The sequence below is a fragment of the Rhodoferax sp. SPJ4 genome (assembly GCF_058216275.1).
The window spans coordinates 207,726-233,712 of sequence record NZ_JBYZMN010000003.1; the positions used below are offsets into that span (position 1 = coordinate 207,726).

General features: G+C 68.6%; 25 protein-coding genes. 15 read left to right on the forward strand and 10 right to left on the reverse strand.

Annotated elements, in window-relative coordinates; translation table 11 throughout:
• The first annotated feature begins 11 nt into the window (after positions 1–11).
• The 4 genes from AC4BAR_RS12155 (at position 12) to AC4BAR_RS12170 (ending at position 4,531) form a co-directional block, all read left to right on the forward strand.
• On the forward strand, positions 12–1,223 hold the full coding sequence (locus tag AC4BAR_RS12155; RefSeq protein WP_490628130.1) for an HPP family protein: 1,212 nt from the start codon (positions 12–14) through the stop codon (positions 1,221–1,223).
• Positions 1,220–2,014: an alpha/beta hydrolase gene (locus tag AC4BAR_RS12160; RefSeq protein ID WP_490628131.1), complete on the forward strand. Its 795-nt coding sequence runs from the start codon at positions 1,220–1,222 to the stop codon at positions 2,012–2,014. The genes AC4BAR_RS12155 and AC4BAR_RS12160 overlap by 4 nt, the downstream gene beginning before the upstream one ends.
• Positions 2,015–2,090: 76 nt before the next feature.
• The gene (locus tag AC4BAR_RS12165) at positions 2,091–2,948 is read left to right on the forward strand and encodes a ChbG/HpnK family deacetylase (protein WP_490628132.1); all 858 of its coding nucleotides are present in this window, start codon (positions 2,091–2,093) and stop codon (positions 2,946–2,948) included.
• On the forward strand, positions 2,948–4,531 hold the full coding sequence (locus tag AC4BAR_RS12170; protein ID WP_490628133.1) for an ArnT family glycosyltransferase: 1,584 nt from the start codon (positions 2,948–2,950) through the stop codon (positions 4,529–4,531). Before AC4BAR_RS12165 ends, AC4BAR_RS12170 begins: the two co-directional genes overlap by 1 nt.
• On the opposite strand, the gene AC4BAR_RS12175 is transcribed toward AC4BAR_RS12170, so the two are convergent.
• Together AC4BAR_RS12175 and AC4BAR_RS12180 are read right to left on the reverse strand one after the other, a co-directional pair.
• The gene (locus AC4BAR_RS12175; RefSeq protein ID WP_490628134.1) at positions 4,448–4,822 is read right to left on the reverse strand and encodes a GtrA family protein; all 375 of its coding nucleotides are present in this window, start codon (positions 4,820–4,822) and stop codon (positions 4,448–4,450) included. The genes AC4BAR_RS12170 and AC4BAR_RS12175 overlap by 84 nt on opposite strands.
• Positions 4,819–5,766 carry a glycosyltransferase family 2 protein gene (locus AC4BAR_RS12180; protein WP_490628135.1) on the reverse strand — a complete coding sequence of 316 codons (948 nt, stop codon included), beginning with the start codon at positions 5,764–5,766 and terminating at the stop codon, positions 4,819–4,821. Before AC4BAR_RS12180 ends, AC4BAR_RS12175 begins: the two co-directional genes overlap by 4 nt.
• 208 nt (positions 5,767–5,974) lie before the next feature.
• Here AC4BAR_RS12180 and AC4BAR_RS12185 point away from each other — a divergent pair, with 208 nt between their 5' ends.
• Positions 5,975–7,237 carry an EAL and HDOD domain-containing protein gene (locus AC4BAR_RS12185; protein WP_490628136.1) on the forward strand — a complete coding sequence of 421 codons (1,263 nt, stop codon included), beginning with the start codon at positions 5,975–5,977 and terminating at the stop codon, positions 7,235–7,237.
• A 17-nt stretch (positions 7,238–7,254) separates the two neighbouring features.
• On the opposite strand, the gene AC4BAR_RS12190 is transcribed toward AC4BAR_RS12185, so the two are convergent.
• Positions 7,255–7,770 carry a DUF2269 family protein gene (locus AC4BAR_RS12190; RefSeq protein WP_490628137.1) on the reverse strand — a complete coding sequence of 172 codons (516 nt, stop codon included), beginning with the start codon at positions 7,768–7,770 and terminating at the stop codon, positions 7,255–7,257.
• A 119-nt stretch (positions 7,771–7,889) separates the two neighbouring features.
• On the opposite strand from AC4BAR_RS12190, the gene AC4BAR_RS12195 reads away from it, so the two are divergent.
• Both AC4BAR_RS12195 and AC4BAR_RS12200 read left to right on the forward strand, forming a co-directional pair.
• Positions 7,890–9,365 (forward strand): M20 family metallopeptidase, encoded by a 1,476-nt coding sequence (locus AC4BAR_RS12195; protein ID WP_490628138.1) that lies wholly within the window; start codon positions 7,890–7,892, stop codon positions 9,363–9,365.
• 80 nt (positions 9,366–9,445) lie between these two features.
• Positions 9,446–10,291, forward strand: a complete 846-nt coding sequence (locus tag AC4BAR_RS12200; protein WP_490628139.1) for an alpha/beta hydrolase — start codon at positions 9,446–9,448, stop codon at positions 10,289–10,291.
• Between the two features lie 21 nt (positions 10,292–10,312).
• Here the strand turns inward: AC4BAR_RS12200 and AC4BAR_RS12205 are convergent, their stop codons facing one another.
• Positions 10,313–11,026, reverse strand: a complete 714-nt coding sequence (locus tag AC4BAR_RS12205; RefSeq protein ID WP_490628140.1) for a 16S rRNA (uracil(1498)-N(3))-methyltransferase — start codon at positions 11,024–11,026, stop codon at positions 10,313–10,315.
• 7 nt (positions 11,027–11,033) lie between these two features.
• Positions 11,034–12,185 (reverse strand): aminoglycoside phosphotransferase family protein, encoded by a 1,152-nt coding sequence (locus AC4BAR_RS12210; protein WP_490628141.1) that lies wholly within the window; start codon positions 12,183–12,185, stop codon positions 11,034–11,036.
• Positions 12,186–12,260: 75 nt separating this feature from the next.
• On the opposite strand from AC4BAR_RS12210, the gene AC4BAR_RS12215 reads away from it, so the two are divergent.
• Genes AC4BAR_RS12215 through rsmA form a run of 3 tightly spaced genes read left to right on the forward strand, consistent with a single transcriptional unit; the run spans position 12,261 to position 16,930 of the window.
• Positions 12,261–14,651 carry an LPS-assembly protein LptD gene (locus AC4BAR_RS12215; RefSeq protein ID WP_490628142.1) on the forward strand — a complete coding sequence of 797 codons (2,391 nt, stop codon included), beginning with the start codon at positions 12,261–12,263 and terminating at the stop codon, positions 14,649–14,651.
• A 9-nt stretch (positions 14,652–14,660) separates the two neighbouring features.
• The gene (locus tag AC4BAR_RS12220) at positions 14,661–16,025 is read left to right on the forward strand and encodes a peptidylprolyl isomerase (RefSeq protein WP_490628143.1); all 1,365 of its coding nucleotides are present in this window, start codon (positions 14,661–14,663) and stop codon (positions 16,023–16,025) included.
• A 53-nt stretch (positions 16,026–16,078) separates the two neighbouring features.
• Positions 16,079–16,930, forward strand: coding sequence for a 16S rRNA (adenine(1518)-N(6)/adenine(1519)-N(6))-dimethyltransferase RsmA (gene rsmA, locus AC4BAR_RS12225; protein WP_490628144.1), 852 nt, complete (start codon positions 16,079–16,081; stop codon positions 16,928–16,930).
• A 140-nt stretch (positions 16,931–17,070) separates the two neighbouring features.
• Here rsmA and AC4BAR_RS12230 read toward each other — a convergent pair whose 3' ends face one another.
• The 5 genes from AC4BAR_RS12230 to mtnP all read right to left on the reverse strand — a co-directional run bounded on the left by AC4BAR_RS12230 (position 17,071) and on the right by mtnP (position 21,580).
• Positions 17,071–17,280 carry a hypothetical protein gene (locus AC4BAR_RS12230; protein ID WP_490628145.1) on the reverse strand — a complete coding sequence of 70 codons (210 nt, stop codon included), beginning with the start codon at positions 17,278–17,280 and terminating at the stop codon, positions 17,071–17,073.
• The gene (locus AC4BAR_RS12235; protein ID WP_490628146.1) at positions 17,259–17,660 is read right to left on the reverse strand and encodes a barstar family protein; all 402 of its coding nucleotides are present in this window, start codon (positions 17,658–17,660) and stop codon (positions 17,259–17,261) included. The genes AC4BAR_RS12230 and AC4BAR_RS12235 overlap by 22 nt, the downstream gene beginning before the upstream one ends.
• A 60-nt stretch (positions 17,661–17,720) precedes the next feature.
• Positions 17,721–18,122: a guanyl-specific ribonuclease gene (locus tag AC4BAR_RS12240; protein ID WP_490628147.1), complete on the reverse strand. Its 402-nt coding sequence runs from the start codon at positions 18,120–18,122 to the stop codon at positions 17,721–17,723.
• Positions 18,123–18,277: 155 nt separating this feature from the next.
• The gene (locus AC4BAR_RS12245) at positions 18,278–20,581 is read right to left on the reverse strand and encodes an NADP-dependent malic enzyme (protein ID WP_490628148.1); all 2,304 of its coding nucleotides are present in this window, start codon (positions 20,579–20,581) and stop codon (positions 18,278–18,280) included.
• A gap of 126 nt (positions 20,582–20,707) precedes the next feature.
• A complete protein-coding gene (gene mtnP / locus AC4BAR_RS12250; protein ID WP_490628149.1) occupies positions 20,708–21,580 on the reverse strand; it encodes an S-methyl-5'-thioadenosine phosphorylase in 873 nt (290 codons plus the stop codon).
• 34 nt (positions 21,581–21,614) lie between these two features.
• Between mtnP and AC4BAR_RS12255 the strand changes: the two genes are divergently transcribed.
• The 5 genes from AC4BAR_RS12255 to AC4BAR_RS12275 all read left to right on the forward strand — a co-directional run bounded on the left by AC4BAR_RS12255 (position 21,615) and on the right by AC4BAR_RS12275 (position 25,881).
• Positions 21,615–22,322 carry a TIGR04283 family arsenosugar biosynthesis glycosyltransferase gene (locus AC4BAR_RS12255; RefSeq protein WP_490628150.1) on the forward strand — a complete coding sequence of 236 codons (708 nt, stop codon included), beginning with the start codon at positions 21,615–21,617 and terminating at the stop codon, positions 22,320–22,322.
• Positions 22,309–22,941, forward strand: a complete 633-nt coding sequence (locus AC4BAR_RS12260) for a TIGR04282 family arsenosugar biosynthesis glycosyltransferase (protein ID WP_490628151.1) — start codon at positions 22,309–22,311, stop codon at positions 22,939–22,941. Before AC4BAR_RS12255 ends, AC4BAR_RS12260 begins: the two co-directional genes overlap by 14 nt.
• A gap of 86 nt (positions 22,942–23,027) precedes the next feature.
• Positions 23,028–24,062, forward strand: a complete 1,035-nt coding sequence (locus AC4BAR_RS12265; RefSeq protein ID WP_490628152.1) for an SPFH domain-containing protein — start codon at positions 23,028–23,030, stop codon at positions 24,060–24,062.
• A 40-nt stretch (positions 24,063–24,102) separates the two neighbouring features.
• Entirely contained in the window at positions 24,103–25,623 is a 1,521-nt protein-coding gene (locus AC4BAR_RS12270; RefSeq protein WP_490628153.1) for a DUF4178 domain-containing protein, read from the forward strand.
• Between the two features lie 36 nt (positions 25,624–25,659).
• The gene (locus AC4BAR_RS12275; RefSeq protein ID WP_490628154.1) at positions 25,660–25,881 is read left to right on the forward strand and encodes a DUF350 domain-containing protein; all 222 of its coding nucleotides are present in this window, start codon (positions 25,660–25,662) and stop codon (positions 25,879–25,881) included.
• The last annotated feature ends 106 nt before the right edge of the window (positions 25,882–25,987 follow it).

A 25,987-nucleotide genomic window follows, 5' to 3' on the forward strand; every position in this document is an offset into this window, starting at 1 on the left:
ATAATGCCCTTATGACTTCCAGGCCCTCTGCCTGGCGCACGGGACTGGCCAAGGCCTGGGCCCCGTGGCGCCCCGCTGCCACCACCGCCAACCTGCACGAGCAGCTGCGGGTGGTGGTGGGCGCCTTGCTGGGCATTGCCATCACCGCCGGGCTCAGCCATGCGCTGATGCCCGGCCTGTCGCCCTGGCTGGTGGCACCCATGGGCGCGTCGGCGGTGCTGGTGTTCGGGGTGCCGACCAGCCCGCTGGCCCAGCCCTGGGCGGTGGTGGGTGGCAACACCTTGTCGGCATTGGTGGGTGTGGCCTGCGCCCAGAACATCCCCCACATGGCCAGCGCCTGTGCCTGCGCGGTGGCCGGCGCCATCGCGGTGATGTTTGCACTGCGCTGCCTGCACCCGCCGGGCGGCGCCAGCGCCCTCTACCCGGTGCTGGCCGGGCCGGCCGTGGCCAAGCTGGGCTACAGCTTTGTGCTGGCGCCGATGCTGGTCAATGCCCTGCTGCTGGTGGCCTTTGGCGTGCTCTACAACACCGCCACCCGCCGGGCTTACCCGCACCGACAACGCGCGCCTGCACCCACGCCGGCCGAGGCCGATCGCCCCGGCTTCACCAGCGGTGACCTGGACGCGGTGCTGCGACGCCACAACGGCCTGATCGACATCGCACGCGACGAACTGGAAGGCCTGCTGCGCGAGGCCGAGCTGCAGGCCCACCGGCGCCGCCTGGGCCAGCGCAGCGTGGCCGCGGTGGCCCGCCGCGACCAGCCCACGGTGGCCTTCAGCACCCCGCTGGCCGAGGCCTGGGCGCTGCTGCGGCCGGGCGGCGTGAAGGCGCTGGCGGTGGTCAACCGCTTCCAGCGGGTCGAGGGCATCGTGACCCGCGCCGACTTCCTGCGGCTGGCCAATCTCGACGTGCACGAAGGCCTGGCCGACCGGCTGCGCCAGCACCTGCGGGCCTCCGGCCGCAGCCACAGCGAGCGGCCCGAGGTGGTGGGCCAGGTGATGCAGGCCAAGCCGGTCTGCGCCTTGGCCGATGCCCACGCACTGGACCTGGTGGACCTGTTCGCCCGCAGCGGCCACCGCCACCTGCCGGTGGTCGACGCCCGCGGTGTCTACCAGGGCATGGTGGCCCAGGCGGATCTGATCGAAGCCCTCACCGAGGTGCTGACCGACGGCCGCTGGGCCCCCACCCCGCCCACCACCGCGCCAGCGGAAACCACACCATGAGCCGCCGCCTGTGGCGCACCCTGGGGGCCGTCGGGCTGTGGGCCACGGCCTGGCTGGCACAGGCCGACACCGCCATGCAGGTGGTGGACCTGCCCACCCGGCCCGGCGTCAGCACCCGGCTGGTGGTGATGACGCCGGCCCGGCCGCTGGCCACGGTGGTGTTGCTGGCCGGTGGCCATGGCGGCCTGCAGACGTCCGCCGATGGCCGCTTCGGCTGGGGGGCGGGCAACTTCCTGGTGCGTTCGCGCCAGCTGTTCGCCGACCAGGGCCTGACCACGGTGGTGGTGGACGCCCCCGGCGACCGGCAAAGCCCCCCCTACCTCAACGGCTTTCGCCAGACACCCGCCCATGTGGCCGACCTGAAGGCGGTGATCGCCTGGGCCCGCCAGCAGGCGCCGCTGCCGGTGTGGCTGGTAGGCACCAGCCGCGGCACCCAGTCGGCCGCCTATGTGGCCACCGAGCTGACCGGCCCGGACGGCCCCGATGGCCTGGTGCTCACCGCCACCCTGCTGAGCGACCGCCAAAGCCGGCCGGTGCCAGCGTTGCCGCTGGCGCGGCTGCGCATCCCGGTGCTGGTGGTGCACCACGAACAGGACGGCTGCGGCCACTGCGCCTTCAGCGACACCCCGGCGCTGATGGCCCAGCTGGGCCAGACGCCGCGACCTCAGCTGCTGGCTTTTCGTGGTGGCACCAGCCGGGGCGACCCCTGCGAGGCCTGGGCCCACCATGGCTTCAACGGCCTGGAGGCCGAGGTGGTGGCGCAGATCGCGGCCTGGGTGCTGGCACCCTAGGCGGGGTCTTCATTCCCGCTTCATTTGGCGGTTTTAGCATTCGGCACTTTTTGTGCCGATCCAGACCGTCCACACCATGCCCGCTCCTTCGCCCACCAAGCCGTTGGTGCTCTGCGCCGACGACTATGCGCTGCGCGCCGGGGTCACGCAGGGCATCCTGGCTTTGCTGGCACGGGGCCGGCTCAGCGCCACCAGCGCCATGGTGTTGTCGCCACGCTGGGCCGACGACGCCCGGCGACTGCGCGAAGGCCGCCATGGTGCAGAAGTGGGCCTGCATCTGGACATGACCAGCCCGTTTGCCATCTCCGCTGGCCACGGAAAGCCACTGGGCGCTTTGATGCGCCAGGCCCTGCTGGGCGGCGTGCCGCAGGCCAAGGCCCGCGAGATCGTGGTCCGCCAGCTCGATGCCTTTGAGGCCCACTGGCAGGCCCCCCCCGACTTTGTTGACGGCCACCAGCATGTGCAGCAGTTCGCCGGCCTGCGCGAAGCGCTGATCGAGACCCTGGCCCGGCGCTACCCTGGCCGTCCACCCTGGCTGCGCGTCTCGTGCACCCCACCCACGCAGCGGTCGCTCAAAAGCCGGGGGATTGCGGCATTGGGCGCCGGCGCGCTGGCGCGCAGGGCCGAAGCAGCTGGCCTGCCCCATGCCCAATGGCTCAGCGGGGTCTACAACTTCGACGGCGACCGCGCGGCCTACGCGCGGCGCATGCAGGGCTGGTTGGCCCAGGCACCAGCCGCCACCGTGCTGATGTGCCACCCGGCCAGCGGCCCCGTGGCAGCGGGCGAAGACGCGGACGAGATCGCCATCGCTCGCGGCCACGAATTCGAATTTTTGTGCAGCGACGACTTCGCTGGCCAGCTGGCCGCCACCGGCGTGGCCCTGGCGCCAGGTCGCAGCTGTTTTGCGCCGCCCTGCAAGGCCGCTGGGGCCTGATGAACCTCCCGCTGAACCCGCGCCGCTTTTGGGCGCTTCTGGCGGCGCTCACCGTGCTGCTGCTCGCACTGTCCTCACTGCGCGCGCTGTCGGTGCCCGACGAGGGCCGCTACGCTGAAATCAGCCGCTGGATGCTGCAGTCGGGCGACTGGCTGGTGCCGCGCCTGAATGGCCTGCCCTTCTTCCACAAGCCGCCGCTGCTGCACTGGCTGCAGTCGGCCAGCATGGCGGTGTTCGGTGTCAGCGCCTGGGCAGCCCGGCTGGTGCCGGCGGCCGCGGCGCTGGGGATGCTGCTGGCGTTGTACGGCGCCGCGCGGCGCCTGGCCAGCGAGGTCGTGGCCCAGCGGGCGGCATTGATGCTGGCCTGCAGCCTGGGTTTTCTTCTGGGCGGCCAGTACGTCAATCACGACATGCTGGTGGCCTGCTGGATTGGCGTGGCCATCTGGTGTTTTGCGCTGGCCTTTCTGCACGGTGACCGGCCCGACGCCTCAATGGCCCGCTGGGGCTTTGCCGCCTGCGCCCTGGGCCTGTTGACCAAGGGCCTGATCGGTGTGGTGCTGCCCGGCCTGGTGCTGTTTGTCTGGCTGCTGTGGACCCGGCAGTTCCGCAAGGTGCTGCAGCTGCCCTGGCTCAGTGGCCTGGCGGTGTTTGCGCTGATCGCGCTGCCCTGGTTTGTGCTGGCCCAGCTGCGCTACCCCGGGTTGTTCGACTACCTGTTCGGCACCCAGCAGTTCAGTCGCTACACAGGCAAAACCTTCAACAACGTGCAGCCCTGGTACTTTTACCTGGTGGCGCTGGGCGGCCTGCTGTTCCCCTGGGTGCTGTGGGCGCCAGCGGCCACCCTCCGTGGCAGCGCCCCTCAAGACCCCGGGACCGACCCCCGGCTGGTGTCGCTGTGCTGGTGCTGGATCGGCGCCATTGGCCTGTTTTTCTCGGTGCCCCACTCCAAGCTGGTGGGTTACATCCTGCCGGTGGTGCCGCCGGTGGCTTTGCTGGCCAGTCTGGGCTGGCAGCGCCTGATGGCGCGTCGGCGCGGAAGCGGTGCGGTCTTTGCCGGCCTGGCGCTGCTCACCGTGGGGTTGGCGGTGGTGGGCAACACACTGGCCGACCGCAGCAGCCGCCACCAGCTGACCGACGACGTGGCCGCGCTGCTGGCCTGCGCCATGGCCCAGGGTGACCGGGTGTACGCGGTGGGCAGCGCCTACCCCTACGACCTGTCTTTCCTGCTGCAACTGAAGCAACCGCTGGTGGTGGTGCAGGACTGGCCAGCACTGCGCGCCAAAACCGGTGACAACTGGCGGCGCGAGCTGTTCGAGGGCGAGGATTTCGAGCCCGACCTGCAACAACCACCGGTGCTGTTGACCCCCGACGCGCTGGCCACGGCCAGCCAGGTCGCCGGCCACTGGCTGGTGGCGCCGAACGGCACGCCGCCTGAAGCGGAGGCCGGCTGGACCCAGGCGCTGGCGGGCCGGGCCTGGACCTTGTACCGCGCCCGGCCGTCAGCGGCGGAAGGCCCAGAAACGGCTCAGCAGATAGGTCTGGCCCGCTGCGGTCAGAAGGCCGGCCAGCAGCGCCAACCCTGACGGCCAATGGGCCAGCCGCAGCAACGCGCTGAACACCAGCTCGTTGCAGCCAAAACCGGCCAGCGCGGTGGCGGCGAAACGGGGCAGGCTCTGGCCCACACCCACGTCGGCCGCACGGAAGGTGAGTTTGCGGTGGCCGACATAGCTCACCGCAAACGCCACCGCAAAACCCAGCGCATTGGCGGCCTCGGGCCAGACCCAGGGCAGGGCCAGCGCAAACACCGCCACATGGGTCAGGCTGGCGGCCGCACCCACCGCGCCGAACCACAGGCCGCTGCGCAGCAGGCTCACGGCCGTGGTGGCGGCAGGCCGCCGCCGGTGCGCTCGCGCAGCACGTAGGTGGGTCGGCGCTTGACCTCGTCGTAGATGCGGCCGACATACTCGGCCAGCACGCCGATGGACAGCAGTTGCACACCACTCAGAAACATCATGCCGGCAGCCAGCGTGGCAAAACCTGGCACCCGGACGCCAAACACAAAATACTCGACCACCACCCAGGCACCGTAGCCCAGCGACAAGGTGGCCATCAGGAGGCCGATGTAGGCCAGCAGGCGCAGCGGCGCGGTGGAAAACGACACGATGCCGGTCAGCGCCAGCGACATCGCGCCGCGCATGCCGAACTTGGACTGGCCGTCGTGGCGGGCCAGCGGCTCGTAGTCAATGGCGGTGCTGACAAAACCCACCCAGGCGTACAGGCCCTTCATGAAGCGATTGCGTTCGGGCAAGGCCTTCAAGGCCTCGACCACCTTGCGGTCCATCAGCCGGAAGTCGCCCGCATGGGCCGGGATCTTGACCCGGTTGCGCCAGTTGACGATGCGGTAGAACAGGTCACTGAGCCCGGCCTGCAGCGCCGACTGGTCGTCGCGGGTCCGACGTACCGCGTAGACCACGTCGGCCCCGGCGCGCCAGCGCGCCAGCATCTCGGGCAGCAGGTCCACCGGGTGCTGGCCGTCGGCGTCCATCAGCACCACCACGTCGCCGCCGGCGGCGTCGATGCCGGCGGTCAGCGCCGCCTCCTTGCCGAAATTGCGCGACAGCTGCAGGTAGACCAGCCCGGGGTGGGCGGCGCAGAGCTGGCGGGCCACGGCGTCGGTGGTGTCACGGCTGCCGTCGTTGACGATGATGAGTTCGACCGAGGGCGAAAGCGCGGCCAGGGCTTTCAGCACAGAGGGCACCACCAAAGGGAGGTTGGTGGCCTCGTTGTAGGCCGGCATCACGCAGCTGACGGATGGCAAAGGATTGGCATGAGCGTTCACCCCCCGATGATGCCAAAGCCTGGGTGTTCCGGACGCCCGGGCCCGCAGGAAAAGTGCGTCAGCGCCAAACAGCCAGGCCCTTGAGGCTGCCAAGGCCCCGAACAAGCCCCCCTTTGCCAGCCAATTCCGCGCCGCGACGGCGGGCCGAGTGGGGAAAATTGCGGGGTACTCCCCAGGATCGTCCGCCATGTCCACCGCCCTCGCCACCCCGCCCCAGGAATCGCCCCTGGCCGCCGCCCCGTCACAGCACACCGCCCTGGTGGGCCGCCAGGCCGTGGTGGACAAGCGGCGTGAGATCTTCGGCTACGAGTTGTTCAGCCGGGCCCTGGGCGGCGGGCCCGCGCCCGGCGACGACGCCACGCTGCTGACCATCCTGTCGCACGAGGGGCGCGAGGGCCTGGTGGGCCGCAAGACGGTGTTCCTGCACTGCAGCGACGACACGCTGCACAGCGACCAGCTGGACCTGATCCAGCCCGACGGCGTGGTGCTGTCGGTCGTGCCGCCGACGGTGGCCACGCCGGACCAGATTGCCGAACGGCTGCCGCGGCTGGTGCACCTGAAGAAAAAGGGTTTCAAGCTGGCGTTTCCACGGGTGGTGCTGACCACGCCCTTCGCCAGCTGGCTGGCGCTGGCCACCTACATCAAGCTCGACCTGAGCAGCATTCCCGACGCGCTGTTGCCGGCGCTGGTGAACAAGGCCGGGCAGACCCCCCATGTGCAGCTGATGGCCACCCATGTCAACACGGTGGCGCAGCATGCCCAGCTGGCGGGCCTGGGTGTGCAGCTGTTCCAGGGCGAATGGCTGAGCCAGCCGGTGGTGATCCAGGCGCGGGTGATCCGCCCGGCCCAGATGACCATCATCCAGCTGATCAACCTGCTGCGCAAGGACGCCGAGCTCGATGAGATCGAGGAGCTGCTCAAGCGCGACATGACGCTGTCGTTCAACCTGCTGCGCTTCATCAACTCCTCGGGTTTCGGCCTGCGCTGCGAGGTGACCTCGTTCCGCCACGCCACCATGATCCTGGGCCAGAAAAACCTGCTGCGCTGGGCCGCGCTGCTGCTGACCGCCTCGCGCGACAGCGCCGCGCCGCCGGCCATCGGCAACACCGCCATCGTGCGCGGCCGGCTCACCGAATTGCTGGCCGCCGAGATGCTGGCGCCGGAAGACTGCGACAACGCCTTCATCGTCGGCGTGTTCTCGCTGCTCGACGTGATGCTGGGTGTGCCCATGGCCCAGGCGCTGCAGCAGCTGCCGCTGCCGGAGCAGGTCACCGAGGCGCTGCTGCACCGCACCGGCAAGTTCGCTCCCTTCCTGGACCTGACGATCGCCTGCGAACGCGGCGAGGACGAGGGCTTTGCCACCGCCGCCGAGGCCTTGCAGCTGTCCAACCACCAGATCAACTGGGCCCATTTGCAGGCCCTGGCCTGGGCCGATTCGCTGATGGGCTGAGTGCCCGCAGCAGCCGGTCAGTCGGCGCGCTGCGCCAGCCGCGGTCGCCACACGCCCAGCGCCACCGCCAGCACCGACAGGCCCAGCACCACCCAGCCTGCCAGCCACTCGGTGCGCAAGGCCTGCGCCAGCCAAGCCGCCTCGGGGCTGCCTGGCGCCGCAGCGGCGCCGGCCAGCGCCTGTTTCACCGCCGCCTGCGTGCCCCACACCACCAGCGCGCCCACCACCGCCCCCAGCAAGGCCTTGACCCAGACCCAGCGCGCCGCCAGAAACGGCGCGTGCACCGCCATCAGCAGCAGCCCGCTGACAATGGCCAGCAACAGCGCCGGCACCAGCACCCAGCCCGCCGCCTCGGCCACCGCCTGCCGCACGGCGAGCAAGGCCTCGCCCTGCAGCGCGCCGCTGGCGGCCGCCATGGCCAGCTGCGCCGCCAGTGCCCCCATGAAGCCGATCACGCCCAGCTGGTGCAGAAACTTCAACAGGGGCCGCCACAGCGTGGGGGGCGGCGCGGCAGTGGCGGCCTGGGTGTTCATCGCAGCGGCTCTGATAAGGAGCCCAAAGTGTGTGGCGAATCCCCGGGTTTGACAACCGGGGACAGCGCGAAACGCTTGACAAAGTTAAAGTCAGATCAGCACGCCCACCGGAGACCGCCATGAACGCCCCCCTGCACCGCGAACTGCCCGCCCACGCACTCGACCCGGCGCGGCTGCTGGACCAGATTGGCCACCAGTACGACAACGACATCGTGCGCCAGCTGACCAACTACATCGCCGTGCCCGCCAAGTCGCCGGGCTTCGACCCCGATTGGGCGGCGCACGGCTTCATCGACACCGTGGTGCGCCAAGCGGCCAGCTGGGTGGAGGCGCAAAAAGTGCCCGGCCTGACGCTGGAGCTGGTGCGCCTGCCCGGCCGCACGCCGGTGCTGTTTTTCGAGCTGCCCGCCACCCGCGAGGGCAGCACCGAGACCGTGCTGTTCTACGGCCACCTCGACAAACAGCCCGAGTTCAACGGCTGGCGCAACGACCTGGGGCCGTGGACGCCCAAGCTGGACGACGGCAAACTCTACGGCCGCGGCAGCGCCGACGACGGCTACGCGGTCTACTCGGCCATCGCCGCCATCCAGGCGCTGAAGGCCCAAAACACACCGCATCCGCGCATCGTCGGCCTGATCGAGACCTGCGAAGAAAGCGGCTCCTACGACCTGCTGCCTTACGTGGACGCACTGCGTCCGCGGCTGGGCCGGGTGGGCCTGGTGGTCTGTCTGGACTCGGGCGCCGGCAACTACGACCAGCTCTGGCTCACCACCTCGCTGCGCGGCATGGCCAGCGGCGTGCTGAAGGTGGAGGTGCTGACCGAGGGCGTGCATTCGGGCGATGCTTCGGGCGTGGTGCCGTCGAGCTTTCGCATCATGCGCCAGGTGCTGGACAGGCTGGAAGACAGCGCCACCGGCCGCCTGCTGCCCGCCGCCTTCCACTGCGAGATTCCCGCCGAGCGGCTGGCCCAGGCCCAGGCCACCGCCGCCATCCTGGGCGAGGCCCTGCACCAGCGCTTTCCCTGGGCCCACCACGACTGCGGCGGGTCTACCGCTTTCACCCTGCCCATGACCACCGACCCGGTGGAAGCGCTGCTCAACCGCACCTGGCGGCCCACGCTGAGCGTGACCGGCGCCGAAGGCCTGCCGGCGCTGCGCGACGCCGGCAACGTGCTGCGGCCCTACACCGCCTTCAAGCTGTCGCTGCGCCTGCCGCCGCTGGTGGACGCCGCCCAGGCGGTGCAGCAGCTCAAGGCCTTGCTGGAAGACAACGCGCCCTACCAGGCCCGCGTCACCTTCGAGGGCGAGGGCGGCGCCACCGGCTGGAACGCACCGGCCACCGCGCCCTGGTTCGCCCAGGCGCTGGACGCGGCCTCGCGGGCCCAGTTCGGCGCGCCCTGTGGCACCATCGGCCAGGGTGGCACCATCCCGCTGATGAACATGCTCAGCCGGGGTTTCCCGCAGGCGCAGATGATGGTCTGCGGCGTGCTCGGGCCCAAGAGCAACGCCCATGGCCCCAACGAGTTTCTGCACCTCGATTACGCCAAAAGACTCACCGCCGCCGTGGCACAAACCATTGCGCAGATGCCGAATTAGTCAAAAAGTGTGTATTCATGCACTGAATCAGCCGTTTGGCTAGTTGCCCGTCCATGACCACCCCCCCTATGCTTGGCGGCATGTCTGCCGTGCTTTCCCCGCTGACCGCTGTCGATGGCGACAACATCGCCATTTACGACTGGCCCCACGCCGTCGGGGGCACGCGCGCGGTGGTGCTGCTGGTGCATGGCCTGGGCGAGCACATGGGCCGTTACAACCACCTCGCCCATTGGTTCAATGTGCGGGGCTTTGCGGTGCGCGGCTACGACCAGGTGGGCCATGGCGAGTCTGACGGCCGGCGTGGCGGCCTGCCCTCGCCCGACCGGCTGCTGGACGACCTGGCCGATGTCTACGACAACACCCGGCTGCAGTACAGCCTGCGCCGCCGGCCCATGCCGCCGGTGCTGCTGCTGGGCCACAGCATGGGTGGCCTGGTGGCTGCCGATTTCGTCAACCAGCAAATCCGCCCGGTCGACGGGCTGGTGCTGTCGTCGCCGGCGCTGGACGCCGGCCTGACCGACATGCAAAAACGCATGCTGGGCATCCTGCACCTGGTGGCACCGGGCCTGCGCATCGCCAACGGCATCAACACCGCCGCCATCTCGCGCGACCAGCGGGTGGTGGCCGCCTACAAAGGCGACCGCCGGGTGCACAACCGCATCGGCATCGCACTGGCCAAATTCATTGCCGACGCCGGCCCCGACGTGCTGTCCTGCGCGCCTCAGTGGACCGTGCCCACGCTGCTGCTCTATGCCGGCCAGGACCAGTTGGTCAAACCGGAAGGCAGCCGCGCCTTCGCCGCCGCCGCACCGGCCGAGGTGGTCACCGCCCGCTGCTTCGAGCACCACTACCACGAGGTCTTCAACGACTCCGAGAACGAGCTGGTGCTGGAAGAACTCAAGACCTGGCTGGACGCCCGGTTCTGACGGCCGCGCGGCCGCGGGGCTTCACAAACTCAATGCGGCCAGCGCGGCCAGCGGCGCGGTCTCGGCACGCAGCACCCGGTTGCCCAGGGTCACCGGGACAAACCCTGCCACCTGCGCCGCGGCCTCTTCGGCCGGGCTCAGGCCCCCTTCAGGACCGGACAGAAAACGCACCGTTGGCGGCGCTTCACCCACCGGCAAGGGACGGGTGCCCGCCTGCAACGACAAGAGCCAGCGCGCGGCCAGGGGGTCGGGCGCCAGCCCCCGCAGGGCCTCGGCCAACGCCAGCACCGGGTGCACCGTCGGCACCCGGTTGCGGCCACATTGTTCACAGGCCGCCACCGCCACCGCCTGCCAGTGGGCGCGCTTCTTCTCCGCCCGCTCCCCGCTCAGCCGCAGCACGCTGCGCTCAGACACCACCGGCTGGATGCTGGCCACCCCCAGCTCGGTGGCTTTTTCCACCAGCCAGTCCATGCGGTCATTGGCCGGCATGGCCAGCACCAGGTGCACGGCGCGCGCGGCTTCGCGCTCCACCGCATCGTGCGACAACACCGTCACCGCCACCTCGCTGCGGCCCATGCGGTCGATGCGGGCTAACCACTCGCCGCCCGCCCCATTGAACAAAGTCACCGCCTCGCCGGGCTGCAGCCGCAGCACCTGCACATGGCGGGCGGCGGCCGCGGGCAGGTCGAGTGCCGCGCCGACCTGCAGCGGAGACTCAATGTGGATGCGGGGCATGGGGAGCTCAGCCGACCCGGCCGAACGCGTAGCCGGTGGGCACCACAATGCCCTCGATCTGGTCGATCAGCTGCAGGAAAGGCCCGAGCTCGCGGTAGCGGTTGGCGGTGGAGCGGATGTAGTGGATGAAGCGTGGCGTGTCGGCCAGGTACTTGGGCTTGCCGTCGCGCAATGTGAGGCGGGCAAAGATGCCGGCCACCTTGAGGTGGCGCTGCAGGCCCATCCATTCCACCGCGCGGTAGAACTCGCCAAAGTCGGGATCGACCGGCAGGCCAGCCTTGACCGCTTTTTGCCAGTAGCGCACGGTGACTTCCAGCACAAACTCCTCTTCCCAGCTGAGAAAGGCGTCGCGCATCAGGCTGGCGATGTCGTAGGTGATGGGGCCATAGACCGCGTCCTGGAAATCGAGCACGCCCAATGAGGAAACCCCATGGCCCTGCATGGGGGCCACGCCGCCGCGCCGGGCCGCCCCAAGCAAGGCGGTCCCCTCGGGGGGCAGCGAAGCACACGCAGTGGGGAGCGTGGGGGCCATCAGGTTGCGCGGCATGAAGTCGCGGTGCACGTACACCGAGGACACAGACAGGTTGTGCGCCACGATGCGGTTGAAGGCATCGGTCAGCGTGGTCTGCTGTTTGTCGTTCAATGTGAGGCCGCGGTGACGGCCCACATACCACTCGGGAAACAGCTGCAGCTCGCGGCGCAGCAAGGCCTCGTCATAGGGCGGCAGCACGCCGGGCTTCGAGGCCAGTTGCCAGGCCACCAGGGCGTCCACCGCGTCCAGGTACAGGCCCAGGTTGGCCTCGGGCCGCTCGGGCTGGATCACGTCCAGCAGGGTCTGCAGGCCGAGGTCGGTCAACAGCAGAAAGCCATGCGCCTGGTCCCAGGCCAGCACCTCCGGCACGCGCAGGCCGGCGGCGGCCATCAGACCGGCCACCTGGACAAAGGGCGCACTGTTCTCCTGGGCCGGCGGGGCGTCCATGATGATGCGGCTGCCTGCTGCACCATCAATTCTGAAATAGCGCCGGAAGCTGGCGTCGGCCGAGGCCGGGCGCACACTGGCCGGGTCCAGGCCGTGGGGGCCGCAGACGGTGGTCAGCCACTGGGAAAAAGCGGTCGCGCGCTGGGCGTCAGGCCAGGCGATGGAGGGGGTGTGACTCATGGATAATCCATTCTACAAACCCGGCCCTCCCGGCTGGCCTCCGATGCCCTGGTGCCCCCCTGCCGCTGACCGCTGATGCGACTCCCTTTCACTGTCATTCCGCCGCGTGCCACGCGCCTGGTGCTCAAGCCCGTGGCCGCTGCGGTGGTGATGGTGGCGGCACAGATGGCGATGGCCCAGAGCGACGACGCGCCACTGCGCCTCAAACGTTCGGGCATGCTGCAGGAGCAGTTGCCGGCCAACATCCGCCAGCAGCAGCCCACCTTCATGTCGGGCGACAAGGTGCAGGGCCGCACCGATCTGGAGACGGTGATCGACGGCAACGCCGAGCTGCGGCGCGGCGACACGGTGATCCGCGCCGACCGCATTGAGTACTCGCAGCCGGACGACCTGGCCAAGGGCCAGGGCCAGGTCTACGTCAACCGCGCCGGCAACATCTACGAAGGCGAGGCGATGGAGCTGAAGGTGGAAACCTTCGAGGGCTTCTTCCTGCGGCCGCGCTACCAGTTCCTGAAAAACCAGAGCTATGGCGAGGCCGATCGCATCGACTTCATCGATGACAAGCGCAGCGTTGTGCGCAACGCCAGCCTGACCACCTGCAAGCGCGAGCCCGGCCCCGACTGGATGCCGGCCTGGATTCTCCGGGCCACCAGCATCAGTTTCGACCAGGAGGCCGACGTGGGCCAGGCCGAGGGCGCGGTGCTGCGCTTCCAGGGCGTGCCCATTCTGCCGCTGCCGTCGGTCAGTTTCCCACTCAGTGACCAGCGCAAGTCGGGCTTTCTGCCGCCCACCATCGCGCTGGACAACCTCAGCGGCCTGGACCTGGTGGTGCCCTACTACTGGAACATCGCGCCCAACCGCGACGCCACCATTTACCCCGAGCTGCTGAGCCGACGCGGCCTGGACCTGGGCGCCGAGTTCCGCTACCTGGAGCGCGACTACAACGGCACGCTGCGCGGCGACTTCATGCCCAACGATGCCTTGCGCGACCGCGCACGCTGGGGCCTGAGCTACCAGCATGTGGGCGGCCTGGACACCGGGCTGCCTGGCCTGGGGCCACTGGGCATCAACCTGAACATCAACCGGGTCAGCGACGACAACTACTGGCGCGACTTCCCGCGCGCCACCGGCTCGCTGACCCAGCGCCTGCTGGCGGCCGACGCCAGCGCCAGCTGGGCGGTGGGCAACTTCGCCAACAGCGTGCGCACGCTCAAATGGCAGACGCTGCAGGACGTCACCGCGCCCATCACGCCACCCTACGACCGGCTGCCCCAGCTCAACACCCGCTACCAGCGCGGCGACCTCGGTGGCGGGCTGGACTTCTCGTTCGAAGGCGACTTCACCCGCTTCGTGTCGGACCAGGTGCTGACCAACCAGGCCAACGGCAACCGCACCTACGCGATCACCCAGCTCAGCCGGCCCTGGGTCACGCCGGGCACCTTTGTGATCCCCAAGGTCCAGCTGCACTACACCGGCTACCAGTTCGACACCCCGCTGACCAACGGCGCCCGTTCCGCCACCCGGGCCCTGCCCACGCTGAGCCTGGACACCGGCCTGGTGCTGGAACGCCAGGCCAGCTTCTTTGGCCGGGCCTTCACGCAGACGCTGGAGCCGCGCGCCTTCTACAGCTACACGCCGTTCCGCGACCAGAGCTTTCTGCCCAACTACGACTCGGCGGCCAACGACTTCAACTTCGCCACCATCTACACCGAGAACGCTTTCGGTGGCAACGACCGCATTGCCGACAACAACCTGCTGACGCTGGGTGTCAGCAGCCGTTTGCTGGACCCGCGCACCGGCGCCGAGGCGGCGCGGCTGGGGGTGGCCCAGCGCCTGCGTTTCAAGGACCAGAACGTCACCCTGCCCGGCGGCTCACCGCAGCTCGACAAAATCAGCGACCTGCTGGTCGGCGCCGGCCTGAGTTTCGATCCGCGCTGGTCGGCCGAAGGCACGGTGCAGTTCAACCCGGCCACCGGCCGCTCCATCCGCTCCACACTGGGGGGCCGCTACAGCCCCAGCAACTACCGGGTGGTGAGCGCGGCCTACCGGCTGCAGCGGGCGTCGAGCTCGCTGTTCCCGCAGAGCGAACAGATCGACGTCGGCTTCCAGTGGCCACTGAACGATTTGTGGGGCGACAAGGGCCGTGACCTGGGCGCTGGACGCGGCCTGGGCGAGGGCCGCTGGTACGGCGTGGGCCGCCTCAACTACAGCCTGCAAGACCGCAAGCTGGTCGACTCCATCGTCGGCCTGGAATACGATGCCGGCTGCTGGATCGGCCGCATCGTGGCCGAGCGGCTGCAGCGCAGCGGCACCTCGGCCAACCAGCGCCTGCTGTTCCAGCTGGAGTTCGTGGGCTTCTCGCGCCTGGGCTCCAACCCGCTGAAGACGCTGAAGGACAACATCCCCCGCTACCAGTACCTGCGCGAGCAAACCACCTCGCCGAGCCGTTTCACCCGTTATGACTGAGCACGCACCATGACCTTCACCCCCTCCCGCCTTGTGTTGGCCTCCCTGGTGCTGGCCCTGTCCGCCGGTGCCGGCGCCCAGTCGCTGCGCCCCTCGGGCCGCATCGCCCCCGCGCCGGTGCAGCGCATCGCCCAGAGCGGCCCGTTGCAGGCCGATTTCATCGTGGCGGTGGTCAACTCCGAGCCCATCACCAATAACGAGCTGCAGGTCCGGGTGCTGCGCACCGAGCAGCAGCTGAGCCTGCAAAACGCCGCCATGCCGCCGCGGGCCCAGCTGGCCGCCCGGATGCTGGAGCAGTTGATCAACGAACGCGCCCAGCTGCAACTGGCCCGCGAGACCGGCGTCAAGGTCGACGACAGCATGATCGACCAGGCCGCCAGCACCGTGGCCCAGCAAAACCAGCTCACCGTCGAGGTGCTGCGGCGCCGGGTGGAAGCCGATGGCATCGCCTGGGCCCAGTTCCGCAACGACCTGCGTGACCAGTTGCTGCTGAACCGCTTGCGCGAGCGCGAGGTGGACAACCGCACCAAGGTCAGCGACACCGACGTCGAGCAGTTTCTGCGCGAACAGCAGGCCCCGGGGGCCATTGAAGCCAGTGAAATCAACCTGGCGCAGATCCTGATTGCGGTGCCGGAAAACGCCTCCGAAGCCCAGGTGAGCACGCTGCGGGCGCGCGCCCAGGCGGCCTTTGAGCGAGCCCGCAAGGGCGAGGACTTCGGCGCCCTGGCCAACGAGTACTCGGCCTCGCCCGACCGCGCCAACGGCGGCCAGCTGGGCCTGCGATCGACCGAGCGCTACCCCGCGCTGTTCGTCGAGGCCACCCGCACCCTGGGCGCCGGTGGCATCACCGCGCCGCTGCGCAGCGGTGCCGGTTTCCACATCCTGAAGGTGGTGGAAAAGCGGCTCAACAGCGCCATCCCTGGCAGCGTCCGCCAAACCCATGCACGCCACATCCTGCTGCGCACCGGCGCCAAGCTGAGCGAGGCCCAGGCCCGCGAACGGCTGGCGTTGATTCGCCAGCGGGTGCGCGACGGCAAGGCCGATTTCGCCGCCATGGCGCGCGAGTTCTCGCAGGACGGTTCGGCCAACAACGGCGGCGACCTGGGCTGGACCAACCCCGGCCAGTTCGTGCCGGAATTCGAAGAGGCGATGAACGGCCTGGGCCTGGGCGATGTCTCTGCCCCTGTCACCTCGCGTTTTGGCGTGCACCTGATCCAGGTTTTGGAGCGCCGTGACGCCAAGCTCAGCAGCACCCAGCAGCGCGAGGTGGCGCGCAACGTGCTGCGCGAGCGCAAGGCCGAAGAAGCCTTTGTCACCTGGGCGCAGGAAGTGCGCGGCCGGGCCTATGTCGAGTACCGCGAGTCCCCGCAGTGAGTAAACGACATCCGTCCGATGCGGCATGACGCACCGGTGGGCGTGACCAGGCCATGAGCAAACACATCGCGCGCAAGCGCTTCGGCCAGCATTTCCTGTGCGACGGCGGCATCATCGACGGCATTGTGTCGGCCATCGCGCCGCAACCCGGCCAGGCCATGGTGGAGATCGGGCCCGGCCTGGCCGCGCTGACCCAGCCGCTGGTGGAACGCCTGGGCCACCTGACTGTGATCGAGCTGGACCGCGACCTCGCCAAACGACTGCGTGAGCACCCGCAGCTGACGGTGGTCGAGTCCGATGTGCTGAAGGTGGACTTCACCGCACTGGCCCAAACCACCGGCGCAGGGGCCTGGTTCGCCGCCGGGCCGCCCCAAGGCGAACCAGGCCCCCTCGGGGGGCAGCGGGGACACACCGTGCCGAGCGTGGGAGCCAGTCTCCGCGTCGTGGGCAACCTGCCCTACAACATCTCCACGCCCATCCTGTTCCATTTGCTGGACCATGTGGCGGTGATTGAAGACCAGCACTTCATGCTGCAAAAAGAGGTCATCGACCGCATGGTGGCCCGCCCGGCCACCGCCGCCTATGGGCGCCTGAGCGTGATGCTGCAGTGGCGTTATGCGATGGAAGACGTGCTGTTTGTGCCGCCGGAATCCTTCGACCCGCCGCCGCGGGTCGACAGTGCGGTGGTGCGCATGGTGCCGCATGCCAACCCGGCGGCGGTGGACCTGGCCGGCTTGAGCGCGCTGGTGCAGGTGGCCTTCAGCCAGCGCCGCAAGCTGCTGCGCCATTCGCTGGGCCGCTGGCTGGAAGAGAAACAGTTTGCCGGCCCGTTCGACCTGCAGCGCCGGGCCGAGGAGGTGCCGGTGCACGAGTACCTGGCCCTCGCCCAAGCGATGCAGACATAAAAAAGCCCGCAAGAAGCGGGCTTTTTTTCAATGAGCGTCCGACAGAGCCGCTGGTTTTTCCGCCGGGCCGCCCCTAGGAAAAACGCGGCCCCCTGGGGGGCAGGGTGCTACACGCAGTGAGCACCCGTGGGGGCCACGCCCTAGGCGGCGGCGAGCCAATACCCAGCGTTGAAAGGGCTGCTCATGCGCAGCGCCAGCGGGGAGATGTCCACCAGCTTGTCGGTGGGCATTTTTTCACCGGCTTCGGTGGTGGGTTCGGTGCTGGCAACAGCATCGGTGGTGGTAGCCTGAATCGCCCGTTCTGCTTGGCTGGCTTGTGCAGAACGGGCTACAGAAAAGAATAGAAGCACCTGAACGGTATCTTCCGGTCTCCCCAGTAGTCGGAGGCGTCGCGGAAAATGTCGAGCAGTTGCTCGCGCGCTTCCTTGTCGAACTTGGCGTTGGCCGGAATCTGCTCCAGCACCACCACAAAGCCGGGCTGTGGGCCCGATTTGTGCAGCGGATCGGTCATGCAGTCGTACAGCGCGTCAAAGTTCTTGCCGACGTTGGTCGGGAAGGTGAACTGTCCGGCAATCAGGTCCAGCACGTCCTGTTTGGACTGGGCGCTGGACAGATTGGCGTACAGGAAATGCTGTCCCAGGTGGCTGGCGGCATCCTGCAGGTCCTGCACCCGAAACGCGCGGATCGATTGCACGATGTTGGGTCGGATGCCACGAAGTGTCAAATCCATCGTCGCTTCTCTTTCTAAGTTCAAAAATTCTTCTTCGGCCTGTGGGCCGACTGCAATGGGTCACTGACCGACGATCGGGCGAAAACTCGCGTAATGGTCGCTGGTGTAATAACAAATGTCCGGCGTCCGAACCGGGCCGCCGCACACAATCCGGCGTGTCCCACGGTGCCTCACACCCGGGGAGGCCACCGTGTACTCACGGTAATAACCCCGAACGTTGGTGGGCAGATGGCGCTCGCGGTTGCCGAACACCGTGCCGTCTTTCTCATGGGGAAAGGGGCCGCCCTGACGAATCAAGCGGTAGGTTTCCTGGCCTTGCCGAGGCAGCTCCGAAACAGCGAGCGGCGCGCCGGAGGGCAACTCGCTGCGGGCCTGGATGGCCGCGGTGCCCAGCAGAGCAGCACCACACAGTGCCCAGGCGAGTCCCAACTTGTAGATTTTTTTTGCCGCGACCCGCACCATCAACCATGCCTTTCGGAACCCCCGGGTTTACCCGAAAATTCAAGACGAGAGTGTGACGGAAATGTCGGGAAAAAGCAAGCGCCTGCCTAAGAATGAGGCAGGGAGGGGGTACCACCAGCAAGCACCAAAGTTAGTGCTTGCTGTCTAAATTGGCATTACCGGGCGGCGTTGGCGTCGGCCACTGTCAGTGCGGTCATGTTGACGATCCGGCGCACGGTGGTGCTGGCTGTGAGGATATGCACGGGCTGGGCCGCCCCCAGCAGCACCGGCCCGATGGCGATGTTGCCACCGGCCGCGGTCTTCAGCAGGTTGTAGGCGATGTTGGCCGCGTCGATGTTGGGCATGACCAACAGATTGGCCTCGCCCGACAGCGTGCTGCGCGGCATCACCGCGCTGCGGGCGGCGGCGTCCAGCGCCACATCGCCATGCATTTCGCCGTCCACCTCCAGCCAGGGCGCGGTGCTGCGCAGCAGCTCCAGCGTGTGGCGCATCTTCAGCGCGCTGGGCTGGTTGCTGCTGCCAAAGTTGGAGTGGCTGAGCAGGGCGGCCTTGGGTTTCAGGCCGAAACGCACCATTTCCTCGGCCGCCATGAGGGTGATCTCGGCCAGTTGCTCGGCGGTCGGGTCGTAATTGACATGGGTGTCGACCAGAAAGACCTGGCGATTCGGCAGCAGCAGCCCGTTCATGCAGGCGTAGGTGTTGACGCCAGCGCGCTTGCCGATCACCTGGTCGACGTAATGCAAATGCATCGCGGTGGTGCCCCAGGTGCCGCAGATCACGCCGTCGGCCTCGCCTTTGTGCAGCATCATGGCCGAGATCAGCGTCAGCCGGCGCCGCATCTCGATCTTGGCCATTTGCACGGTGATGCCCTTGCGCTCGGTCATCTGGTGGTAGGTCTGCCAGAAGTCGCGGTAGCGGTGGTCCTGCTCGACGTTGACGATGTCGTAGTCCACGCCCTCGCGCAGCCGCAGGCCGAACTTGCGCACCCGCTCGGCGATCACCAGCGGCCGGCCGATCAGGATGGGCCGGGCCAGGCCCTCGTCGACCACGATCTGGCAGGCCCGCAGCACCCGCTCTTCCTCGCCCTCGGCGTAGCAGACCCGCTTTTTCTCGGCCTTCTTGGCTGCCAGGTAGATCGGCTTCATCGTCGTGCCGGAGGCGTAGACAAAGCTCTGCAGGCGCTCGCGGTAGGCGTCCATGTCGGCGATGGGTCGCAGGGCCACGCCGCTGTCGGCAGCGGCCTGGGCCACGGCCGGCGCAATCTTGATCATCAGCCGCGGGTCAAACGGCTTGGGGATCAGGTACTCGGGGCCAAAGGCCAGCTGCTCGCCCACGTAGGCGGCGGCCACCACCTCGCTCTGCTCGGCCTGGGCCAGCTCGGCAATGGCGTGCACCGCGGCGATCTCCATCTCCACCGTGATGGTGGAGGCGCCTGCGTCCAGCGCGCCGCGGAAGATGTAGGGGAAACACAGGACGTTGTTGACCTGGTTGGGGTAGTCGGTGCGGCCGGTGGCCATGACGGCGTCGTCGCGCACCGCCTTGACCTCTTCGGGCAGGATTTCCGGCGTGGGGTTGGCCAGCGCAAAGATCAGCGGCTGGGCCGCCATGCTGGCCACCATGTCGGCCTTGAGCACACCGCCGGCCGACAAGCCCAGGAAGATGTCGGCGCCCACCATCACCTCGCGCAGCGTGCGGGCGTCGGTTTTCTGCGCGAACTGGATCTTGTCGGCGTCCATCAGCTCGGTCCGGCCTTCATAGACCACGCCGGCCAGATCCGTCACATAGATGTTCTCGCGTGGGATGCCCAGCTTGACCAGCAGGCCCAGACAGGCCAGCGCGGCGGCACCGGCGCCCGAGGTCACCAGCTTGACCTTTTTCGGGTCCTTGCCCACCACCTTCAGGCCGTTCAGGATGGCCGCACCCACCACGATGGCCGTGCCATGCTGGTCGTCGTGGAAAACCGGGATCTTCATGCGGTCGCGCAGCTGGCGCTCGACGTAGAAACAGTCGGGCGCCTTGATGTCTTCGAGGTTGATGCCGCCGAAGGTGGGCTCCAGCGAGGCAATGATGTCGACCAGCTTGTCGAGGTCGTGTTTCTCGTTGATCTCGATGTCGAAGACGTCGATGCCGGCGAACTTCTTGAACAGCACGCCCTTGCCTTCCATCACGGGCTTGGCGGCCAGCGGACCGATGTCGCCCAGGCCCAGCACCGCGGTGCCATTGGTGATCACCGCCACCAGGTTGCCACGGCTGGTGTACTTGAAGGCGTTGGTGGGGTCTTTGACGATTTCTTCGCAGGGCGCGGCCACGCCGGGCGAGTAGGCCAGCGCCAGGTCATGCTGGTTGACCAGCTGCTTGGTGGCGCTGATGGCAATCTTGCCGGGGGTGGGGAACTCGTGGTACTCAAGGGCCGCACAGCGCAGCTCTTCAAGTTTCTTGGCGCGCTTGTCGTCGGTCATAGGCTGGTCGCTCAGTGGCATCCGTCATCTGCGGCGGTGCCCGGCCTTGACCCGACGCCCGCCTTGGGGAAAGGTGGTGAATTGTAGACCTCACCCCCAACAGGGGCGAGGCCTTGTGTCACGGGCTCAGGCGTAGCGGTCCACCAGCGCGGCCAGCCGGGCCCGGGTGGCCTGCGGCATCGCCGCCGGCGGCGTGACCAACGCGGCCCGCAGCGCGTCGTGTGCGGCCGAGGCCGGCCAGCGCGTCGCCAGCAAGGCCACGGCCTGGCGCAGCACCTGCTGGGCGCGCTCGGCATTGCGCCGCAAATTGGCGATGGCCAGCTCGGCCGTCACACAGGCCTGCTGCGGGTGCCAGCCGTCGTAATCGGTCACCAGTGCCAGCGTGGCGTAGGCCATCTCGGCCTCGCGGGCCAGCCGCGCCTCGGGCAAATTGGTCATGCCGATCACCGAGGCCCCCATGCTGCGAAACCACTGCGACTCGGCGCGGGTGGAGAACGCCGGGCCCTCGATGCAGACATAGCTGCCGCCGCGGTGCAGCGTCACGCCGTCCAGCGCGGCCTGGGCGAAGGCCTCGGCCAGCAGGCCGCTGAGCGCACCACACACCGGGTCGGCCAGCGACACATGGGCCACCGCGCCGTCGCCAAAGAACGTCCCCTCGCGGCGCTGGGTGCGGTCAATGAACTGGTCGGGCAGCACCAGATCCAGCGGCGCGATGTCTTCCTTGAGCGAGCCCACCGCCGACACCGACACCAGGTAACGCACGCCCAGCTGCTTCATCGCATGGATGTTGGCGCGGAACGGAATCTCGCTGGGCAGCAGGCTGTGGCTGCGGCCGTGGCGGGCCAGAAAGGCCACCGGCACGCCGTCCAGCCGGCCGGTGACGATGGCGTCCGATGGCCGGCCGAAGGGCGTGTCCAGCAGCCGCTCCTGCAAGTCGGTCAGCCCGTCCATGGCGTACAGCCCGCTGCCACCCATCACCCCGATGCGAATCCCGTCCATGCCTGCTCCTGTGGTCCTGTCTACACTGGCCAGTATGCCCGCCCTGTCCATCGTTGTGCCAGTGCTGAACGAGGCCGCGCAGCTGCCGGCGCTGCTGGCGGCGCTCCAGCCTCTGCGCGACCGCGACGCCGAGCTGGTGCTGGTAGACGGCGGCAGCAGCGACGGCACACTGGACCTGGCGCGGCCGCTGGCCGATCTGGCGCTGAACGCGCCGCGCGGCCGGGCCAGCCAGATGAACGCCGGCGCCGCCGTGGCCAGCGCGCCGGTGCTGCTGTTTTTGCACGCCGACACCCGGCTGCCCGACCATGCCGACCGGCTGATCGCCGCGGCGCTGGCCGACGGCGCGCTGTGGGGCCGCTTCGATGTGCGCATGGACAGCCCACGCCCGCTGTTGCGGCTGGTGGCCGGCATGATGAATTGGCGCTCGCGGCTGACCGGCATCGCTACTGGCGACCAGGCGGTGTTTGTGCGCCGCCAGGCCTTCGACGCGGTGGGCGGCTTCCCACCGATTGCGCTGATGGAAGACATCGCGCTGTCGCGCGCATTGCGCGCCCAGGGTCGGCCCGCCTGTTTGCGGGCCACGGTGACCACCTCGGCCCGGCGCTGGGAACAACACGGCGTGTGGCCCACCATCTGGCTGATGTGGCGGCTGCGCGCGGCCTATTTCTTTGGTGCCGACCCGGCCCGGCTGGCACTGCGCTACGGGTATCGCCCAGCGCCCGATGCACATGAACACGACTGAGCCGGTGGCGGTGGCCGTGCTGGCCAAGGCGCCGGTGGCCGGCCTGGCCAAGACCCGGCTGATTCCGGCGCTGGGCGCGGCCGGTGCGGCCCGGCTGCAGCGCCGGCTCACCTTGCGCACATTGCGCACCGCCCAGGCCGCGGCCATCGGCCCGGTCACGCTCTGGTGTGCGCCCGACACGCAGCATCACTTCTTCCGCGCCCTGACCGGCACCCGGGGCCTGGTCTGCCGGCCGCAAGCCGAGGGCGACATCGGCCAGCGCATGGCGGCGGCCTTCGAGGCCCATGCACAGGCCGCACCCGGTATGCCGGTGCTGCTGCTGGGCACCGACTGCCCGGCCCTCACGCCGGCCCTGCTGCAGACCGCGGCCCGGGCACTGCGCGACGGCCAACCGGCGGTGGTGGTACCCGCCGAAGACGGCGGCTATGTGTTGATCGGCCTGACCCAACCGCAGCCGGCCTTGTTTGCCGGGGTCGACTGGGGCACCGACCGGGTGATGGCGCAGACCCGGGACCGGCTGGCGGCGCTGGGTCTGCCGGCCTGGGAACCGGCGACGCTGTGGGACCTGGACCGGCCCGACGACCTGGCCCGGCTGGCCGCGCTGGACGACGAGGCCTGAGCCGTCCCCACACCCTGCGCTGTCATGGTAAGCGCGGTGCAGCGCCGCTATCATCCGCCCACCACCTTCACCGACGGGAGCACGCCATGGGCCTGATGGATTTCATCAAGAAACAGTTCATCGACATCATCCAGTGGACCGAGGACAGCGACGGCACGCTGGCCTGGCGCTTCCCCATGGCCGACATGGAAATCCAGAACGGCGCCTCGCTGACCGTGCGCGAGTCGCAGCTGGCGGTGTTTGTCAACGAAGGCAAGCTGGCCGATGTGTTCGGCCCCGGCACCCACAAGCTGACCACGCAGACGCTGCCGGTGCTGACCTATTTGAAGAACTGGGACAAGCTGTTCGAGTCGCCGTTCAAAAGCGATGTGTATTTCTTCAGCACCCGCCAGCAGGTCGACCAGAAATGGGGCACACCCCAGCCCATCACCGTGCGCGACAAGGACTTCGGCGCGGTGCGGCTGCGGGCCTTTGGCAACTACAGCTTCCGGGTGGCCGACCCCAAGCTGTTCCACACCGAGATCTCCGGCACCCGCGAGGCCTACACCGTGGCCGACCTGGACGGCCAGCTGCGTGGCCTGGTGCTGCAGAACATCAGCAACGCCATCGCCGCCAGCGGCATTCCCTTCCTCGACCTGGCGGCCAACCAGCTGCAGTTTGCCCAGGCGCTGAGCACCCAGCTGGCGCCCGAGTTCGCCAAGATCGGCCTGCAGCTCGACGGTATGACGGTGCAGAACGTCTCGCTGCCCGAAGAGCTGCAGAAAATCCTCGACCAGAAAATCGGCATGGGCATGGTAGGCCAGGACATGGGCAAGTTCATGCAGTACCAAACGGCCCAGGCCATCCCCAAGTTCGCCGAGGGCGCGGGCCAGGGTGGCGGCGTGGCCGGTGACGCGATGGGCCTGGGCGCCGGCGTGGCGCTGGGCCAGGTGCTGGCGCAAAACCTCCAGCAGGGCCTGAGCGGCGGCACGGCCCCGGCGGCCGCCGCCGCACCGGCCAGCATCCGGCCCGACGAGGTCATGGCCACGCTGGAAAAGCTGGCCGAGCTCAAGGCCAAGGGCATCCTGACGGCCGAAGAATTCGACAGCAAAAAGGCAGAGTTGCTGAAGAAGCTGGTCTAAGACCTTTCACGTCCCCCAGAAGAAGAACAACAGCGCCGCAATGGCCACCGAGGAGAGTTCGCAACGCGCCTACCGCGCCGCCTGCCCGGGCTGCGGCGCACCGGTGCTGTTTCGCAGCGCGCAGTCCACCCACGCGGTCTGCGGCTACTGCCAGAGCACCGTGGTGCGCGACGGCGACACGCTGGCCCGCATCGGCAAGATGGCCGAGGTCTTCAACGACTTCAGCCCCTTGCAGCTCTACGCCTCCGGCCAATGGAACGGCCGGGGCTTCACGCTGATCGGCCGGCTGCAGTACCACTACGGCGAAGGCAGCTGGAGCGAATGGATCGCCGCCCTGGACAACGGCGAGCAGGCCACGCTGAGCGAGGACAACGGCGCTTTTGTCATGGCCACGCCGGTGGCGGTCAGCCAGGCGCTGCCGGCGGCCGAGGCCTTCCGGGTCGGCGCCACCGTCCGCATTGCCGACCAGGCCTACACCGTGGCCGCCCACACCCAGGCCTCGCTGATGGCCGCCCAGGGCGAGCTGCCCCGGCTGCCGGCGCTGGGCCAGCCCTTCGCGGTGGTGGAGCTGCGCAGCGCGGACGGCGAGGTGCTGAGCCTGGACTACGGCCCCACGCTGGCCGGTGGTGTGCCCAGCGTGTCGCGCGGCCGCTCGGTGCAGCTCGACGAGCTGGCCTTGAAGGGCCTGCGCGACGAATCGGCCAAGGAAGACAAGGGCCAGGCCTTCGCCTGCCCGAACTGCGGCGCCAGCGTCCAGGTCAAACTGGCCACCAGCAAGAGCATCACCTGCGGCTCTTGCAACAGCCTGATCGACCTGAGCCAGGGCACCGGCGCGGCGCTGCAGCACGCTTTGCAGGACGAGCCGGTGCAGCCGCTGATCGCCTTGGGCAGCACCGGCCCGCTGCAAGGCGTGGCCTGGCAGGTGGTGGGTTTCCAGCACCGCATGGGCCACGACCCGGACGACGCCGACGAGCATTTCGGCTGGAGCGAGTACCTGCTGTTCAACCAGAAAAAGGGCTTTTGTTTCCTGGTCGATTCCGAGGAGGGCTGGAGCCTGGTCAAACCCACCACCGGCGCGCCCACGCTGGACAGCGGCGGCAAGATGGCCACCTACCTGGGCACCCGCTACCCGCTGAAATACAGCTACCAGGCCGAAACTTCCTACGTGGCCGGCGAGTTCTACTGGCAGGTGCAGCGCGGCCAAACCACCCGCAACCGCGACTACGCCAAGGGCCCCACGCTGCTGAACATGGAGCAGTCGGCCAACGAGGTCACCTGGTCCATCGGCAACCAGCTGGACAGCCAGACCGTGGCCAAGGCCTTCGGCCTGCCCAGCCCCGGCCTGCTGCAACGGCTGGACGCCGCGCCCACCAGCTTCAACGCCCCGGTCACGCTGCGCGGTGTGATCGTCATTTTTGTGCTGTTGCTGCTGATGGCGGTGCTGTTGGCGCGCTGCGACCAATGCGACCCCAACGTGGAAAACTGCAGCAGCTCGGGCTCCAGCTACCGCAGTTCCGGCGGCTCTTACGGCGGTTTTTCGGGCGGCGGTGGCCACAAATGAAGTCCGCTTCTGCCCCCATTTTTGAAGGAGAACGTCATGGGTTTTGAATGGCTGAAATCGAGCGCCCTCTTTGGCTCGCTGCTCTACGCCTTGCTGGGCGTGGTGGTGTTCTGGCTGAGCTTCGTCGTCATCGACAAGCTCACCCCTTACGACCTGTGGGCCGAGATCGTCGAAAAGCAGAACAAGGCGCTGGGCATGGTGGTGGCGGCGATGTGTCTGGGCATTTCCATCATCGTCGCCGCCGCCATCCACGGCTGAAGCTGCTGCGCGGGCGCAGGGCGGCGTTGCGGGTCCCGTTCAGTCCATCCTCACGACCCTGAAGGTCGTTGCGGTGGCCTGCCACCCGCGCCTTGCCCTGCACCCG

Excerpts from the sequence above, each read along its gene's own strand:
- AC4BAR_RS12155 (WP_490628130.1), top strand. The coding sequence starts at position 12 with ATGACTTCCAGGCCCTCTGCCTGGCGCACGGGACTGGCCAAGGCCTGG.
- AC4BAR_RS12160 (WP_490628131.1), top strand. The coding sequence starts at position 1,220 with ATGAGCCGCCGCCTGTGGCGCACCCTGGGGGCCGTCGGGCTGTGGGCC.
- AC4BAR_RS12165 (WP_490628132.1), top strand. The coding sequence starts at position 2,091 with ATGCCCGCTCCTTCGCCCACCAAGCCGTTGGTGCTCTGCGCCGACGAC.
- AC4BAR_RS12170 (WP_490628133.1), top strand. The coding sequence starts at position 2,948 with ATGAACCTCCCGCTGAACCCGCGCCGCTTTTGGGCGCTTCTGGCGGCG.
- AC4BAR_RS12185 (WP_490628136.1), top strand. The coding sequence starts at position 5,975 with ATGTCCACCGCCCTCGCCACCCCGCCCCAGGAATCGCCCCTGGCCGCC.
- AC4BAR_RS12190 (WP_490628137.1), bottom strand. The coding sequence starts at position 7,770 with ATGAACACCCAGGCCGCCACTGCCGCGCCGCCCCCCACGCTGTGGCGG.
- AC4BAR_RS12195 (WP_490628138.1), top strand. The coding sequence starts at position 7,890 with ATGAACGCCCCCCTGCACCGCGAACTGCCCGCCCACGCACTCGACCCG.
- AC4BAR_RS12200 (WP_490628139.1), top strand. The coding sequence starts at position 9,446 with ATGTCTGCCGTGCTTTCCCCGCTGACCGCTGTCGATGGCGACAACATC.
- AC4BAR_RS12205 (WP_490628140.1), bottom strand. The coding sequence starts at position 11,026 with ATGCCCCGCATCCACATTGAGTCTCCGCTGCAGGTCGGCGCGGCACTC.
- AC4BAR_RS12210 (WP_490628141.1), bottom strand. The coding sequence starts at position 12,185 with ATGAGTCACACCCCCTCCATCGCCTGGCCTGACGCCCAGCGCGCGACC.
- AC4BAR_RS12215 (WP_490628142.1), top strand. The coding sequence starts at position 12,261 with ATGCGACTCCCTTTCACTGTCATTCCGCCGCGTGCCACGCGCCTGGTG.
- AC4BAR_RS12220 (WP_490628143.1), top strand. The coding sequence starts at position 14,661 with ATGACCTTCACCCCCTCCCGCCTTGTGTTGGCCTCCCTGGTGCTGGCC.
- rsmA (WP_490628144.1), top strand. The coding sequence starts at position 16,079 with ATGAGCAAACACATCGCGCGCAAGCGCTTCGGCCAGCATTTCCTGTGC.
- AC4BAR_RS12235 (WP_490628146.1), bottom strand. The coding sequence starts at position 17,660 with ATGGATTTGACACTTCGTGGCATCCGACCCAACATCGTGCAATCGATC.
- AC4BAR_RS12240 (WP_490628147.1), bottom strand. The coding sequence starts at position 18,122 with ATGGTGCGGGTCGCGGCAAAAAAAATCTACAAGTTGGGACTCGCCTGG.
- AC4BAR_RS12245 (WP_490628148.1), bottom strand. The coding sequence starts at position 20,581 with ATGACCGACGACAAGCGCGCCAAGAAACTTGAAGAGCTGCGCTGTGCG.
- mtnP (WP_490628149.1), bottom strand. The coding sequence starts at position 21,580 with ATGGACGGGATTCGCATCGGGGTGATGGGTGGCAGCGGGCTGTACGCC.
- AC4BAR_RS12255 (WP_490628150.1), top strand. The coding sequence starts at position 21,615 with ATGCCCGCCCTGTCCATCGTTGTGCCAGTGCTGAACGAGGCCGCGCAG.
- AC4BAR_RS12260 (WP_490628151.1), top strand. The coding sequence starts at position 22,309 with ATGAACACGACTGAGCCGGTGGCGGTGGCCGTGCTGGCCAAGGCGCCG.
- AC4BAR_RS12265 (WP_490628152.1), top strand. The coding sequence starts at position 23,028 with ATGGGCCTGATGGATTTCATCAAGAAACAGTTCATCGACATCATCCAG.
- AC4BAR_RS12270 (WP_490628153.1), top strand. The coding sequence starts at position 24,103 with ATGGCCACCGAGGAGAGTTCGCAACGCGCCTACCGCGCCGCCTGCCCG.
- AC4BAR_RS12275 (WP_490628154.1), top strand. The coding sequence starts at position 25,660 with ATGGGTTTTGAATGGCTGAAATCGAGCGCCCTCTTTGGCTCGCTGCTC.